This is a genomic window from Mesorhizobium sp. M8A.F.Ca.ET.165.01.1.1 (assembly GCF_004792065.1).
Classification (GTDB): Bacteria; Pseudomonadota; Alphaproteobacteria; order Rhizobiales; family Rhizobiaceae; genus Mesorhizobium.
In genome coordinates, this window is the sequence record NZ_SRTH01000023.1 from 1 (window position 1) to 14,344 (window position 14,344).

Consider the following 14,344-nt stretch of genomic DNA (forward strand, 5'->3'; position numbering starts at 1 on the left):
CGGTAAGCAACCAAAGGTCGCCATCGTCGCCGTGGCCCGAAAGATTATGACCATCCTCAGCGCCATGCTTCGACACAACCAACCCTGGTATCCAGACAAAGCCTGAAAACACAGTTGCTCATCCGTCTCGGCGCTGCGCGCCGATCCACCTTCTCCCACAAGGGGAGAAGGTCAGGGCGCTACTTGATCGTCTTCCCATCAGCGCCAAACCGATAGGTCCTCCCCGGATCGGGCGTCGCATAAAGCGTGGCGCCGGGTTCCGCGTCGTAGACGCCGAAAATCCGCACGGTGATCAGCCCGGCCTTCTCGCAGTCGAGATAGAGATTGGTGTCGGCGCCGAGATGCTCGGCATGGACGACCGTGCCCTTCCAGGCGCCGGATTTCGGATCGACGGTCAGATGCTCCGGCCGCACGCCGATGCTCTTGGCTGTCTCGCCGAGGCGGGCGCCGTCGACGAAATTCATCTTGGGCGAGCCGATGAAGCCGGCGACGAACTCGTTTGCCGGCGAATTGTAGAGCTCCATCGGGCCGCCGATCTGCTCGATTTTTCCCGCGTTGAGCACGACGATCTTGTCAGCCAGCGTCATCGCCTCGACCTGGTCGTGGGTGACGTAGATCATCGTCGCCTTGAGGCGGCGGTGCAACTGCGCGATTTCCAGCCGCGTGTTGACGCGCAACGCGGCATCGAGGTTCGACAGCGGCTCGTCGAACAGGAACAGTTTCGGCTCGCGCACCACGGCGCGGCCGATGGCGACGCGCTGGCGCTGGCCGCCGGAGAGCTCCGCCGGCCGCCTTTCCAGGTACGGTTCCAGCGACAGCATGGACGAGGCGATGCCGATGCGGCGGTCGATCTCCGCCGCGGGGGTGTTCGCCTGCTTGAGGCCGAGGCCCATATTGTTTTTCACCGTCAGATGCGGATAGAGCGCATAGGTCTGGAACACCATGGCGATGCCGCGTTTCGCCGGCGGCGTGACGGAGACGTCCTCGCCATCGATCAGCACCCGGCCCGAGGTCGAATCCTCCAGCCCGGCGATGACCCGGAGCAAGGTCGACTTGCCGCAACCCGAAGGGCCGACAAAGACGACGAACTCGCCATCCGTCACTTCGAGATCGATGCCCTTCAGCACCTCGACCGGCCCAAAGGCCTTTTTCACATTCTCGATATTTAGCGAGCCCACGGCTTCTTCCTGTCGTTAGAGTTTGACGGCTGCGCCGCTGCGAACGCTCTCGTCGGCGGCAAGGCAGACGGCGAGCGACCGCACCGCATCGTCCATGTGGCGGGTCAGGTCCAGGTCCTCGCGGATTGCCTTGAGGACAAAAGCCTGTTCGAGATCACACAAGTCCTGATGGCCGGGTTCGCCTTCCATGGACAGCATCTCGTCCGGCTTTAGGAACTTGCCGTCCGTGCCGGTCGCCGCACTGTGCAGGCGGATGGTCGAGGTTTTGGTGTGGGTGTCGATGTCGTCGGACTTCACGCCCTCCTTCATGACGATCGACACGCAGCCCTTGGGCGAGATGACGTCCTTCACGAAGAAGGCGGTTTCCGAAATCATCGGGCCCCAGCCGGCCTCGTACCAGCCGACCGAACCGTCATCGAAGAGCACCTGCAGATGGCCGTAATTGTACATGATGGGCGCCACCTCGTCGGTCAGCCGCACGCCCATGCCGCGCACTTCGACTGGTCTCGCGTCGGTGATCTGCAGCATGACGTCGAGATAGTGCACGCCGCAATCGACGATCGGCGAGGTCGTCTGCATCAACTGCTTGTGCGTCTCCCAGGTGTGGCCCGAGGATTGCTGGTTGAGGTTCATGCGGAAGACGTAGGGGCCGCCCAACTTGCGCGCCTCGGCGATCAGCCGCACCCAGGAGGGGTGATGGCGCAGGATATAACCGATCACCAGTTTTTTGCCATTGGCCTTGGCGGCGGCGACCACGCGTTTGGCGTCGGCGACCGTCGTTGCCAGCGGCTTTTCGACGAAGACGTGGCAGCCGGACTCGAACGCCTTCACCGCATAGTCGGCATGGCTGTCGGAATAGGTGGCGATGCAGGCGACATCGGGCCTTTCGTCGCGCAGCACCTCGTCGAAGGAGCGCCGGATGCCGTAGGCGGCCAGCCCGCCCGGCAGCGGCACGTCGGAACGGTTGATCAGGGCGGCGATCTCAAAGCCTGGATTGGTGTGATAGGCCAGCGCGTGACTGCGCCCCATATTGCCGAGCCCGGCGACGACGACACGAAGGGGTCTTTCTGAACTCACTTGACGGCTCCGGAAGTAATGCCGCGGATCAGCTGCCGCGAGAAAATGACGTAGAGGATCAGCACCGGCAGGATCGCCAGCGAGAGTGCCGCCAGGATGGCGTTCCAGTTGGTGACGAACTGGCCGAGGAAAAGCTGGGCGCCGAGCGTCACCGTCTTGGTCTCTTCGGACGGCGCCAGGATCAGCGGGAACCACAGGTCGTTCCAGATCGGGATCATGGTGAAGACGGCGACGGTCGCCATGGACGGCCGCACCAGCGGCACCACCAGGCGGAAGAAGATGGTGTACTCCGACAGGCCGTCGATGCGGCCGGCATTCTTCAGATCGTCGGACACCTGCTTCATGAATTCGGACAGGATGAAGACGGCCAGCGGCAGGCCCTGCGCGGTGTAGACCAGGATCAGCGCCGTCAGCGTGTTGACCAGCCCGCTCGCCACCATCAGCTGCAGGATGGCGACAGTGGCGAGCCGGATCGGGATCATGATGCCGAGCGCCAGGTAAAGCCCCATCAGCGTGTTGCCGCGAAAGCGGTATTCCGACAGCGCGAACGCCGCCATGGCGCCGAACAGCAGCACGAAGAACAGCGAGCCGACGGTGACGACGAGACTGTTCTGGAAATAATGGATGAAATCGCCCTGGCCGATCACCGTGGTGTAGCCGATCATATCGAAGGTTTTCGGCGTCGGCGGCGTCAGCGGCGCGCCGAAGATGCCGGCGCGCGACTTGAACGAATTCATGATGACCAGAACCACCGGGAAAAGCGCGATCACCGTGTAGGTCAAGAGGATCGCGTGGGCGCCGATGGTGCGGGGGAGTGAACGGGTGGCGATGCTCATCTCTTGCCCCTCAGAACTGGTAGCGACGCAGGCGCGTCTGGATGAGGAAGAGGTAGACGCAGACACCGCCGAGGATGATCAGGAACATGATCGTGGCGATGGTCGCGCCCATGTTGGGATCGCCGACCTGCAGCTGGAAGCCGAAGAAGGCGCGGTAGAGGAAGGTGCCGAGAATATCGGTCGAATAGTTCGGCCCGGCGAGCGCGCCTTGCGCCGTGTAGATCAGGTCGAAGGCGTTGAAATTGCCGACGAAGGTGAGGATCGAAATGATGCCGATCGACGGCAGGATCAGCGGCAGCTTGATCTTCCAGAACTGCGACAGTCCGGTGATGCCATCGCATTCAGCCGCCTCGATCACCTCGTCGGGGATCGACAGCAGGGCGGCATAGATCAGCATCATCGGGATGCCGATGAACTGCCATACCGACACCAGGCTGAGCGCGGTCAGCGCGTATTGCTCCTTGCCGAGCCACGGCGTGAACAGGCTTTTCAGGCCGACGAAATCGAGCAGATGCGGCGCCACGCCCCACAGCGGCGACAGGATCAGCTTCCAGGCGAAGCCGACGATGACGAAGGACAGAATGGTCGGCACGAAGATCGCCGTGCGGTAGAAGGCCGAGAACCGAAGCTTCGGGCTGGACAGGAGGGCGGCCAAAAGCACGCCGACCGGGTTCTGCACCAGCATGTGGATGATGAAGAACCAGACATTGTTCCTGAGCGCATTCCAGAAATTGACCGACCAGTTGGGGTCGCCGAACAGGGTGCGGAAATTGTCCAGGCCGACGAAGACCTGGGACTGGTCAACGTTGCGGAACAGCGAGAGCTGCAGCGTGCCGGCCAGCGGCAGGATCATGATCGCCGTATAGACGAGCACCGCCGGCGCCAGGAAGACGGCGATATGCCAGCGGAACGGTCTTTTCGGTCGTGTTTGTGCGGCCATGAGTTCGGTCCCCGCCGTCTCTCGGTTCAGACGATATGATGCTAGATGACGCCTCGATGCACGGCCGAATGTTCTTGCCGGTGAGGCAACAACAAAGCCTGCGACTGGTCAGCCAGCCTTCCCCAACAAGAGCAAGGGTAAGGCCGAGAGGCGATGCCGACAATCGCTATCTGAACTGCCAGGTAGTCCGGAACCGGCCGGGCATGCGCCCAGCCGGCTCCGTTGCCTGAGCTCTTACTTCGCCGGATGATACCAGCTGTCGAGACCGGTCTGCAGCTTCTTGGCCGCGGCTTCGGGCGTATCGGTGCCGTTGATGACGTTGGCCGATTCAACCCAGGTCTCGTTTTCGAGATTCGGCGTGCCGCGCGACAGGATCTGGTAGGTCGAGCGGATCGTCGACTTGCACTTGCCGCGCCAGGAGACGAATTCCTGCGCCAGCGGGTCTTCCATCTTCACCGGCGAGGAGTTCAGGCTGAAGAAGCCCGGCAGCGCGTTGGCGTAGATGGTGGCGAAGTCAGCCGAAGCCACCCAGGATAGGAAGGTCTTGGCCGCATCCGCGTGCTTGGAAGCCGCATTCAGGCCCATGCCGATATCGGTATGGTCGGAGATGTAGCAGGTGTCGCCGGCCTTCTCGACCGGGGGCGGGAAGGCGCCCATCTTGAACTGGGCCTGGGTGTTGAACAGGCCGATTTCCCACGAGCCGGCCGGGTAGATGGCGGCACGGCCGAGCGTGAACAGGTTCTGGCTGTCCGGATAGGTCTGTGCCTCGAAGCCGTCGCCCAGATAAGGCTTCCACTTGGCCAGCTCCTCATAGGGAGCGACCCAGTCCTTGTCGGTCAGCTTCTGATCGCCCTTGATCAGCGCCGCGCGGCCGTCCTCGCCCTTCCAGTAGTTGGGGCCGATGTTCTGGTAGCCCATGGTCGCGGCTTCCCAGAGATCCTTGGTGCCCATCGCCATCGGGATATAGGTGCCGTCGGCCTTGATCTTGTCGAGCGCGGCGAAGAACTCGTCGCGGGTCTGCGGCACCTTGATGCCGAGCTTGTCGAAGGCGTCTTTGTTGTAGATGAAGCCGTGGATGACGGAGGCCATCGGCACGCAGAAGCTCGCCTTGCCGTCATCGGTCTGCCAGGCGGACTTGGCGACGGGCGAGAAGTTTTCCATGCCGGGCAGCGCCGAGAGATCGGCAAGGTTGCCCTTCTTGAACAGTTCGAGCGACTTGTCGAACGGGCGGCAGGTGATCAGGTCGCCCGCAGAACCGGCGGCGAGCTTGGCGCCGAGCGCGGCGTCATATTCCGTCGGAGCCGATGGCGCGAACACCACCTTGATGCCGGGGTTCTTGGCTTCGAAGGCCGGGATAAGCTTGTCCTTCCAGATGGCGAGATCGTCGCCGCGCCAGCTTTCGATGTTGAGCGTTACGTCATCGGCATGAGCCAACCCGGCGGAGCCGAGAATGCTTGTGCCCAGAAGCAGTGCCGTCAGTAGTTTCGTTGTCATGCTCAGTCTCCCTGTTGACCTTTTTCAGGTTCCGTTTTGATGAGAACAGAGGCGTTGCGCCCCTTGCTCCCCTCGATTGCTGAAAGCGCCGGCCGCAGCTTCTGGCCGGTCCCTTCCAACAGTTTCTCGGCCGCGTCGGCGCTGTCGGCGCCGGCGGCAAGCAAAATGGCTGTCTTGACCGCGCCGCCGCTCTTTTCGAGCAGGCGCGCGGCCTCTTGCCTGTCGCGGCCGCTGACGGCGGCGACGATGCGCGCCGCCCGGTCGCGCAGCTTCATGTTGTCGGCCATGAGGTTGACCATGTAGCCGTCATGAACATGACCAAGATGAATGGCGGTCAGCGTCGACAGCATGTTGAGCGCGATCTTCTGCGCCGTGCCGGCACCCATGCGGGTCGAGCCGGCAATGACTTCCGGCGGGGTTTCGAGCAGGATGGCGGTGTCGGCCTGCCGCAGCAGAGCCGAACCCCTGTTGTTGGCAATGCCGATGGTGACGGCACCCCGTCGCCGCGCATCCTCGATGGCGCGCACCGCGTAGGGGGTCGTGCCGCTGGCGGAAAGTGCGATCAGGCAATCGCCCGCGCCGATGCCGGCATTGGCGACCGCGGTCGAGGCCTCCTCCGTATCATCCTCGGGCCCGCCGGCCAGTGTCTTGAATGCTTCGTCGCCGCCGGCGATCAGAATGGCGATCCGGTCGCGCCGGATGCCGAACGTGCCGGGCAGTTCCAGCGCGTCGGCCAGAGCCATCAGCCCGGAACTGCCGGCCGCGGCATAGGCAAGCTTGCCGCCGCCGCTCAAACCGGCCGCAATGATGCCGGCTGCCTCCGCGATGGCGGGGATGGCGTCGCGGACGGCCTTGGCGGCTTCGATCTGTGCGTCCGCCAGCGAAAGAAGGATGGCTTCCGGGGCCTGGATATCCAGCCCCTCGGCATTTCTGTGAAGCGCTTCGGTGCGCGTTTCAGCCATCCCTGTTCCTCCAATACCAGAACAATACCAAAAAAATACCACTTGTCCACATGCATTAACGAATTCGCGGAGAGGAAATCGTTGAGCCGGCGAAATGCCTAGGTTTTTCAATAAAATACGGCTTAATCTTTTTGAAACGGAAATTAAGCCTTGGCTATTGGTATTTTATTGGTATTATCCGCCCGGAGGAGAAATCGCGTGAAATTCGTGCTTGGCATCGATGGCGGCGGCACCAGCTGCAGGGCCGCACTGGCGACAGTGGACGGCGCTGTCGTGGGCCGCGCCAGAAGCGGCGCCGCCAACATCCGCACCGACCTCACCGGCGCCCGCTCGAACATCGTCGATGCGGCGCGGCAGGCCTTCATCGCCGCCGGGCAGGACCCGGACCTGATCCCGCAAACACCCGCCATTCTCGGACTTGCGGGCGCCAATGTCGGAACCTATCGGCAGCAGCTCGAAGCGATCCTGCCGTTCAGCACCAGCCGCGTCGAGACCGACGCCGAGATCGCGCTCGAGGGCGCTGTCGGTTCCGGTGACGGCGCGATGGCGATCCTGGGCACCGGCACAGCCTATATGGCGCGCAAGAATGGCAAATCGCGCGCCATTGGCGGCTGGGGGTTCCAGGTCGGCGACCAGGGCAGCGGCGCCCGCATCGGCCGCGACCTGCTTGAACAGACACTGCTCGCGCATGATGGCGTGCGCCAGGCCTCGCCGCTGACCGACAGCATGATGGCCGTTTTCCGCAACAATCCCGAGGACGTGGTCGAGTTTACCACCAACGCCAAACCGGGCGATTTCGGCGGCTTCGCGCCGAAAGTGTTCGAGCACGCGCAAAAAGGCGACATCGTCGCCAACTGGATCCTCGACAAGGCGGTCGCCGATGTCGAGGCATCGCTCGGCGCGCTCGACCTCGCGGCCGGCGCGCCGCTCTGCCTGCTCGGCGGGCTGGCGCCGCTCTATGCGCCGCGCTTGTCGGCACGCTACCGCGCCCTGCTGAAGGAACCGCTCGACGATGCGCTAGGCGGTGCCGTTCAGATGGCGGCGCGTCTGTTCGCCAGGACGGAGGCCGCACGATGAGCGATGCCGCCGACCAGATCTTCGCCGCGCTCAAACAATCCTCGCAAAGCGGTGCGCCACTTTACCTGCAGCTCAGGAAGAGCATCGAGGACGCCGTCAATCGCGGCCTGATCGGTCCGGGCGACGCGCTGCCGTCCGAGCGCGACATCGCCACCAAGGCCGACATTTCGCGCGTCACCGTACGCAAGGCGGTGCAGGACCTGGTCAAGGGCGGCATCCTGGTCCAGCGCCATGGCTCCGGCACTTTCGTGGCGCCGCGCATGGAACGTGTCGAGCAGTCGCTGTCGCGGCTCACCTCCTTCACCGAGGACATGGCGCGGCGCGGCATGGCGGTGCGCTCCGCCTGGCTTGATCGGGGGCTCTACGCGCCCTCGCCCGACGAGATGATGGTGCTCGGCCTGTCGTCGAACGAGCTGGTGGCGCGCGTCGCGCGCCTGCGCATCGCCAACGACACGCCGCTGGCGATCGAACGTGCTTCGCTGTCGGCCAGCGTGCTGCCCGATCCGGCCGGCATCGGTTCCTCGCTCTACGCGGCACTGGAACTGACCGGCAACCGGCCGGTGCGCGCCGTGCAGCGTATCTCCGCCGCCAATCTCGGCGAGGGCGATGCGCGCCTGCTCGAAGTGCCGCCGGGTATTGCCGGCCTGCACATCGAGCGTATTTCCTATCTGGCGAGCGGCAAGGTGATCGAATTCACTCGCTCCATCTACCGGGGCGATGCCTATGATTTCGTCGCCGAACTGCGGCTGACAGGGCCGAGCGAAGAGGGCCGACCATGATCTCCAACACCACCCATATGCAGCGCGAGATCGAGGAAATCCCGCAAGCCGTCGCCCGCCTGCTCGACGGCTCCGGCGCGGTGCTGGCCGAAGCCGGGCGCGGCATCAGGGAACGCGACCCGCATTTCGTCGTCACCGTGGCGCGTGGCTCGTCCGACCATGCCGCCACCTTCATGAAATATGCCGTCGAACTGACCGCGGGCCTTGCCGTCGCCTCGGTCGGCCCCTCCATCGCCTCGATCTATGGCCGCAAGTTGCGGCTTGACGGCTCGGCGTGTCTCGCGATCTCGCAGTCGGGCAAGAGCCCCGACATCGTCGCCATGGCCGAAACCGCACGGACCGGCGGCGCCCTGACCATCGCCGTCACCAACACCGCCGATTCGCCGCTCGCGCGCGCCTCGGACTATGCGATCGACATCCTCGCCGGCCCCGAGCGCAGCGTCGCGGCTACCAAGACCTTCATCAACTCCGCCGTTGCCGGTCTTGCCTTGATGGCGCATTCGACCGGCGACGAAGCGCTCCTCGCGGCACTTGCCCGCCTGCCCGAGCATTTCGGCAAGGCGATCGCCTGCGACTGGATGAGCGTGCTCTCCGAAACGATCGAGAAGCAGAAGTCGTTGTTCATTCTCGGCCGCGGCCCGTCGGCGGCGATGGCCAACGAGGCGGCGCTGAAGTTCAAGGAGACCTGCGGCATGCATGCCGAGGCCTATAGCGCGGCTGAAGTCATGCATGGCCCGCTGGCGCTGATCGGCCCCGACTTTCCGGTGCTGGCGCTGGCCGCGCGCGACGCGTCCGAGCCCTCCGTCGCCGAAGCCGCCGACAGCCTGGCGGCCAAGGGCGCGCCGGTGTTCGTCACCTCGGCACTCGCCAATCGCGCCACGCGCCTGCCGCATGTCGCCACCGGTCATCCGCTGACCGATCCGCTGACGCTGATCGTCTCCTTCTACATGTTCGTCGAGGCCTTTGCCCGCCATCGCGGCCTCGACCCGGACGCGCCGCGCAACCTTCGCAAGGTGACGGAGACCGTATGAGCGATCGTTTTGCCCTGACCGGAGCCCGCATTTTCGACGGCGACGACTGGCATGAAGGTGCCGCCCTTGTCGTGCGCGACGGCCTTGTCGAGGCCATGTTGCCGCAAGGCGCACTTCCCGGGGATATCCGCGCCATCGACACCGGCGGCGGCATGCTGGTGCCGGGCTTTGTCGATATCCAGGTCAATGGCGGCGGCGGGGTGATGCTCAACGACCATCCCGATGTCGCCTCGATCGAAACCATCTGCCGCGCGCATGCGCCGTTCGGCACGACGGCACTGCTGCCGACGCTGATCACCGACACGCCCGCGATCACCGCTGCAGCCATCGCCGCCGGCGAAGCCGCAGCGCTGCAAAAGGTGCCGGGCTTTCTAGGCCTGCATCTGGAAGGGCCGCATCTCTCGATCGCCCGCAAGGGCGCGCATGATCCGGCGCTGATCCGGCCGATGACGGACGCCGACCAGGCCATGCTGATGGCGGCGCGCCGGAAGCTGCCGGTGCTGCTCACCACGATCGCGCCGGAATCGGTCGACCCGGCCCGCGTCACGGCCCTGGCCAAGGCCGGAATCGTCGTCAGCCTCGGCCATTCGGATACGGGCCACGCCACGGCAAAAGCCTTCGCCGAGGCCGGCGCCAGTGTCGTCACCCACCTGTTCAACGCGATGAGCCAGATCGGCAACCGCGAGCCCGGACTGGCGGGGGCCGCCCTCGACATCGGGACCTTGTCCGCCGGCCTGATCGCCGACGGCATCCATGTCCATCCGGCGACGATCAGGATCGCTCTCGATGCCAAGCAGGGACCGGGTAGGATCGTGCTGGTCACCGACGCGATGGCGACGATCGGCACCGACATGACCTCGTTCACCCTCAACGGCCGCACCATCTACCGCAAGGATGGGAGCCTGCGGCTTGCTGACGGCACGCTGGCCGGCGCCGACCTCGACATGATCTCGGCCATCCGGTTCATGCACCGCACCGTCGGACTCGACCTATCCGAAGCCTTGCGCATGGCTTCGCTCTATCCGGCGCAGGCGATCGGCCAGTCGCACCGGCTTGGCCGCTTCGCCAATGGCACGGCGGCGGACATCGTTGCGCTGTCGGACGATCTTGGCATAGGAAGCGTCTGGATCGGCGGCGACAAGGTGTTCGAGGCTGCCGCTTCCCGCTGAGCGAGAGGGCATGCAGACAATCGATTGTGTCGTCGCCGGAGCAGGCGTCGTCGGCCTTGCCGTCGCCAGGGCGCTTGCCTTGTCGGGCCGCGAGGTGGTGGTGATCGAAAAGGCCGACGCGATCGGCACCGTCACCAGTTCACGCAATTCGGAAGTCATCCATGCCGGGCTCTATTATGCGCCCGGCAGCCTGAAGGCCCGGCTCTGCGTCGAAGGCCGCCGGCTTCTCTACGCCTACTGCGCCGAACACAATATCGGCCATCGCCGCGCCGGCAAGCTGATCGTCGCCAGCGAGCCCGGCCAGGCGGACGGGCTGCGGGCGATCGCGGCCAATGCCAGGCGCTGCGAGGTCGACGATCTTGAGTTTTTGACGCGCGGCGAGGCCGAGCGCCTGGAACCGGCGCTGAGCTGCGCCTCCGCGTTGCTGTCGCCGTCGACCGGCATCATAGACAGCCATGCGCTGATGCTGTCGCTGCGCGGCGACGCCGAGGCATCAGGCGCATCCCTGGCTTTCCTCACTTGCGTTGCCGGCGCGACGACCGAAGCCGGCCGGATCCGGATCGACACGCGCGATGCCAATGGCGAGACCTTCGCTCTGGAAGCAGACGCTTTCGTCAATGCGACGGGCCTCGATGCGCAGGCGGTGGCCGGCCGGATCGAGGGTTTTCCAAGGGACCTCATCCCCCGGCAGTGGCTGGCGCGCGGCAATTACTTCGCGCTTCCCGGGCAGTCGCCCTTTTCGCGGCTGATCTATCCGGTTCCGGTCGAGGGCGGTCTCGGCGTCCATCTGACGCTCGACCTTGCCGGCAATGCGCGCTTTGGTCCCGACGTCGAATGGACCGACAGCGTGGATTACACGGTCGACCCCGGCCGAAGCGCTGTCTTCTACGAGGCGATCCGCAGCTATTGGCCCGACCTTGCCGATCATGCCCTGCAGCCGGCCTATGCCGGCATCAGGCCGAAGCTGTCCGGCCCGGGCCAGGCTTCAGCCGATTTCATGATCCAGGGTCCAGCCGATCATGGCGCGGGCCGGATCGTCAATCTGTTCGGCATCGAGAGCCCCGGCCTGACGGCGAGCCTGGCGATCGCCGACCATGTCGTCGAACTCTTGTACACAAGCTGAACCGGCGTCCTCGCCGGGGCGGGGTTTCTGCCTAGCCGGCCTCGGCGGAGGCATAGAGATCCTTGTAGCTGTCGCGAAGCAAGTTCTTCTGTACCTTGCCCATCGTGTTGCGCGGCAGTTCGTCGACGAAGATCACCCGTTTCGGGTGCTTGTACTTCGCCATGCGGCCGGCGATGGCGTCGAGGATTTCGGCCGCGGTGATACGCGAAGCGGGCGAGCGCACGATGACAGCGGTGACGCCTTCGCCGAAGTCCGGATGGGCAAGGCCGATGACGGCGCTTTCCAGGACGCCGTCGAGCGCGTCTATCTCGCTTTCGAGCTCCTTCGGATAGACGTTGTAACCGCCTGAGATGATCAGGTCCTTGCCGCGACCGACAATATGGACATAGCCGTCGGCATCGATCGTGCCGAGATCGCCAGTGATGAAGAAGCCGTCGGCGCGAAATTCCGCCCTGGTCTTTTCCGGCATGCGCCAGTAGCCGCCGAACACGTTCGGCCCCTTGACCTCGATCATGCCGACCTCGCCCTGGGCAAGCGGCTTGCCGGTGTCGGGATCGGCGATGCGCAGCGACACGCCGGGCAAGGGGAAGCCGACCGTGCCGGCGCGCCGCTCGCCCTCATAGGGATTGGAGGTGTTCATGTTGGTCTCGGTCATGCCGTAGCGCTCGAGGATGGCGTGGCCGGTACGCTCGCGCCATGCCTTGTGCGTTTCGGCCAGCAACGGCGCAGAACCGGATACGAACAGGCGGATGGTCTTCGCAGCCTCGCGATCCAGCCCCTCCTGCTGCAACAGCCTGGTATAGAAGGTCGGCACGCCCATCAGGGCGGTGGCGCGCGGCAGCAGCGAGACGACGCGGCCGGCGTCGAATTTCTGCTCGAACAGCATCGCGGCGCCGGCCATCAGGACGACATTGGTGGCGACGAACAGGCCGTGCGTGTGGAAGATCGGCAGCGCGTGGATCAGCACGTCATCCCCGGTGAAGCGCCATTGCTCGACCAGGACCCGGGCATTCGAGGCGAGATTCTCGTGGCTGAGCATGGCGCCTTTCGAGCGGCCGGTCGTTCCCGACGTGTAGAGGATCGCCGCAAGGTCGTCCGCGCCGCGCTCGACATCATGGAAATCGGAGGACTGGCGCGATGCCTGGTCCGCAAGGGATCCCTCGCCATTGCGGTCGAGCGTGACCACGACGGCACCGGACGGCTCGACCATCCCACGGATATCCGCCGACCGCGCCGGATCGCAGACAATCACCCGGGGTGCCGCATCGTCGAAGAAATAGCCGAGCTCGGCCAGCGTATAGGCGGTGTTGAGTGGCAGGAAGACGGCGCCAGCGCGCACGCAGGCGAGATAGAGCAAAACCATCTCCGGGCTCTTCTCGACCTGCACGGCAACCCGGTCGCCGGGCGCGACATCCATTTGCAGCAGCGCATGCGCGAGCTGCGCCGATCGCGCCAGCATGTCGCCATAGGTGAGCGTGCGGCCATCATCGGTTTCCATCAACAGATGCCCAGGCGAGGGCATCCGGGACCGGAATGCATCGAACAGATGATTGCTCATGAAATCTTCCTGGGGTGACGCAATTGTGGGTGACGGCAATGTCGACGCCGGCCGCGGGTCGGCACGCGGCGAAGCGTTCGCGTTTCCCGGCCCGGCCGTCAAGGCCGCAAACGGCTGCCCGGCGTCTACCGAAAAGATTCGAGAGATGGGACAGCGGAGCGCGACGGTCAGACAGCCGTCAACGCTGGGCGCGCTGACCCGGACCGGCGGCGGCCTTTGGCGTCTCGCCTTGCTTGAAGCGTTCCATGCACATGGCGGCGGTCAGCTGGTAGTGATCGATCAGGGCCTGGACGGCGCCGTCCGCATTTCCGTCCAGCGCATTTTCAGCAATGAGCCGGTGTTCGGCGAAATCGTCGCGCTGGACGCTCTCGCCGTCATTGGCCATCTGGCGATAGCGGTAGGCGTGATCGGAAAGCTGGTCGCAGAAGCCCACCAGCCAGTGCGACCGGCAGGCCGAGATCAGCACCCGGTGGAAGGTGCGGTGCAATTTCTCCCAGTCCGGATTGAGCGACGAGCTGCTTTGCGGCAAAAGACGTGAGGCACGCCCCAGGCGATGCAGCGCCAGCACCAATTGTTCTTCCCATTCGGCGGTGCGGTGGGCAATGGATTCGCGCAGCGCCCGCTCCTCGAGCCAGCAACGGGTGCGCGTCAGCTCCTCGAGTTCGGCCGCAGTGACCGGCATGATGAAGAAGCCGCGCTGGTCATGGCGGCCGAGGAGACCTTCGGAGGCAAGGCGATTGAGGGCTTCACGAACCGGAGAGGCGCCGGCGCCATACTTGGAAACGACCCACTCGACGCGCAGCTTGCTTTCGGTTTCCAGGGCGCCGGCGAGAAGATCATCACGCAATTGATGATAGACCGTGCTGGCAAGCGTACTCTTGGCTCCGGGCCCGTCGTCGTTCAGATTGGCAACTCCGTATGTCAAAAGCGACTCCTTGTCCCCAACTGTCGTCTTGGGCAATTCGAGTCCGAAAATTCCCCTTCTGTACCAGTACCATACAGCGCCACGCTCCAGCCGCTCAAGCAGAAGATCGCGCTATTGTACTTTAGAACAAAGAAATATACCCAATCCGCACGCCGATCGCGGGAATTCGAATATCTCTACAACCAGTGGAAACTT

General features: G+C 64.5%; 13 protein-coding genes and 1 pseudogene. 6 read left to right on the forward strand and 8 right to left on the reverse strand.

The genetic code is table 11. The annotated features are described in order from the left end of the window. Positions 1-106: pseudogene (locus EN808_RS37390) on the forward strand (IS110 family transposase); the annotation flags it as partial. A gap of 73 nt (positions 107-179) precedes the next feature. Here the strand turns inward: EN808_RS37390 and EN808_RS32435 are convergent. The 6 genes from EN808_RS32435 to EN808_RS32460 form a co-directional block, all read right to left on the reverse strand. Then, positions 180-1,178, reverse strand: coding sequence for an ABC transporter ATP-binding protein (locus EN808_RS32435; protein WP_135918021.1), 999 nt, complete (start codon positions 1,176-1,178; stop codon positions 180-182). Between the two features lie 15 nt (positions 1,179-1,193). Continuing rightward, positions 1,194-2,255, reverse strand: a complete 1,062-nt coding sequence (locus EN808_RS32440; protein ID WP_135862823.1) for a Gfo/Idh/MocA family oxidoreductase — start codon at positions 2,253-2,255, stop codon at positions 1,194-1,196. Next, positions 2,252-3,091, reverse strand: a complete 840-nt coding sequence (locus EN808_RS32445; RefSeq protein ID WP_127871135.1) for a carbohydrate ABC transporter permease — start codon at positions 3,089-3,091, stop codon at positions 2,252-2,254. Before EN808_RS32445 ends, EN808_RS32440 begins: the two co-directional genes overlap by 4 nt. Before the next feature lie 10 nt (positions 3,092-3,101). After that, on the reverse strand, positions 3,102-4,031 hold the full coding sequence (locus EN808_RS32450; RefSeq protein ID WP_127275355.1) for a sugar ABC transporter permease: 930 nt from the start codon (positions 4,029-4,031) through the stop codon (positions 3,102-3,104). 234 nt (positions 4,032-4,265) lie between these two features. Further along, positions 4,266-5,525 carry an ABC transporter substrate-binding protein gene (locus EN808_RS32455; protein WP_135918022.1) on the reverse strand — a complete coding sequence of 420 codons (1,260 nt, stop codon included), beginning with the start codon at positions 5,523-5,525 and terminating at the stop codon, positions 4,266-4,268. Between the two features lie 2 nt (positions 5,526-5,527). Next, positions 5,528-6,487: an N-acetylmuramic acid 6-phosphate etherase gene (locus EN808_RS32460; protein ID WP_135918023.1), complete on the reverse strand. Its 960-nt coding sequence runs from the start codon at positions 6,485-6,487 to the stop codon at positions 5,528-5,530. 198 nt (positions 6,488-6,685) lie between these two features. On the opposite strand from EN808_RS32460, the gene EN808_RS32465 reads away from it, so the two are divergent. From EN808_RS32465 to EN808_RS32485, 5 genes are read left to right on the forward strand one after another with little or no spacing between them, the layout of a single operon-like run. Further along, positions 6,686-7,564, forward strand: a complete 879-nt coding sequence (locus EN808_RS32465) for an N-acetylglucosamine kinase (RefSeq protein ID WP_135918024.1) — start codon at positions 6,686-6,688, stop codon at positions 7,562-7,564. Then, positions 7,561-8,343 (forward strand): GntR family transcriptional regulator, encoded by a 783-nt coding sequence (locus EN808_RS32470; RefSeq protein WP_127275351.1) that lies wholly within the window; start codon positions 7,561-7,563, stop codon positions 8,341-8,343. Before EN808_RS32465 ends, EN808_RS32470 begins: the two co-directional genes overlap by 4 nt. Continuing rightward, on the forward strand, positions 8,340-9,374 hold the full coding sequence (locus tag EN808_RS32475; RefSeq protein WP_135918025.1) for an SIS domain-containing protein: 1,035 nt from the start codon (positions 8,340-8,342) through the stop codon (positions 9,372-9,374). Before EN808_RS32470 ends, EN808_RS32475 begins: the two co-directional genes overlap by 4 nt. After that, positions 9,371-10,543, forward strand: a complete 1,173-nt coding sequence (nagA, locus tag EN808_RS32480; RefSeq protein WP_135918026.1) for an N-acetylglucosamine-6-phosphate deacetylase — start codon at positions 9,371-9,373, stop codon at positions 10,541-10,543. Before EN808_RS32475 ends, nagA begins: the two co-directional genes overlap by 4 nt. Before the next feature lie 10 nt (positions 10,544-10,553). Further along, positions 10,554-11,666 (forward strand): NAD(P)/FAD-dependent oxidoreductase, encoded by a 1,113-nt coding sequence (locus EN808_RS32485; protein WP_135918027.1) that lies wholly within the window; start codon positions 10,554-10,556, stop codon positions 11,664-11,666. Positions 11,667-11,697: 31 nt separating this feature from the next. On the opposite strand, the gene EN808_RS32490 is transcribed toward EN808_RS32485, so the two are convergent. Together EN808_RS32490 and EN808_RS32495 are read right to left on the reverse strand one after the other, a co-directional pair. Continuing rightward, positions 11,698-13,224, reverse strand: coding sequence for a malonyl-CoA synthase (locus EN808_RS32490; protein ID WP_135918028.1), 1,527 nt, complete (start codon positions 13,222-13,224; stop codon positions 11,698-11,700). Positions 13,225-13,402: 178 nt separating this feature from the next. Then, positions 13,403-14,149 (reverse strand): GntR family transcriptional regulator, encoded by a 747-nt coding sequence (locus tag EN808_RS32495; RefSeq protein WP_127275346.1) that lies wholly within the window; start codon positions 14,147-14,149, stop codon positions 13,403-13,405. Positions 14,150-14,344: the final 195 nt, after the last annotated feature.

What these genes read in the sequence shown, in the direction of transcription:
- EN808_RS32470 (WP_127275351.1), top strand. Translation starts at nt 7,561, where the DNA reads ATGAGCGATGCCGCCGACCAGATCTTCGCCGCGCTCAAACAATCCTCG.
- EN808_RS32445 (WP_127871135.1), bottom strand. Translation starts at nt 3,091, where the DNA reads ATGAGCATCGCCACCCGTTCACTCCCCCGCACCATCGGCGCCCACGCG.
- EN808_RS32490 (WP_135918028.1), bottom strand. Translation starts at nt 13,224, where the DNA reads ATGAGCAATCATCTGTTCGATGCATTCCGGTCCCGGATGCCCTCGCCT.
- EN808_RS32450 (WP_127275355.1), bottom strand. Translation starts at nt 4,031, where the DNA reads ATGGCCGCACAAACACGACCGAAAAGACCGTTCCGCTGGCATATCGCC.
- EN808_RS32475 (WP_135918025.1), top strand. Translation starts at nt 8,340, where the DNA reads ATGATCTCCAACACCACCCATATGCAGCGCGAGATCGAGGAAATCCCG.
- EN808_RS32485 (WP_135918027.1), top strand. Translation starts at nt 10,554, where the DNA reads ATGCAGACAATCGATTGTGTCGTCGCCGGAGCAGGCGTCGTCGGCCTT.
- EN808_RS32460 (WP_135918023.1), bottom strand. Translation starts at nt 6,487, where the DNA reads ATGGCTGAAACGCGCACCGAAGCGCTTCACAGAAATGCCGAGGGGCTG.
- nagA (WP_135918026.1), top strand. Translation starts at nt 9,371, where the DNA reads ATGAGCGATCGTTTTGCCCTGACCGGAGCCCGCATTTTCGACGGCGAC.
- EN808_RS32455 (WP_135918022.1), bottom strand. Translation starts at nt 5,525, where the DNA reads ATGACAACGAAACTACTGACGGCACTGCTTCTGGGCACAAGCATTCTC.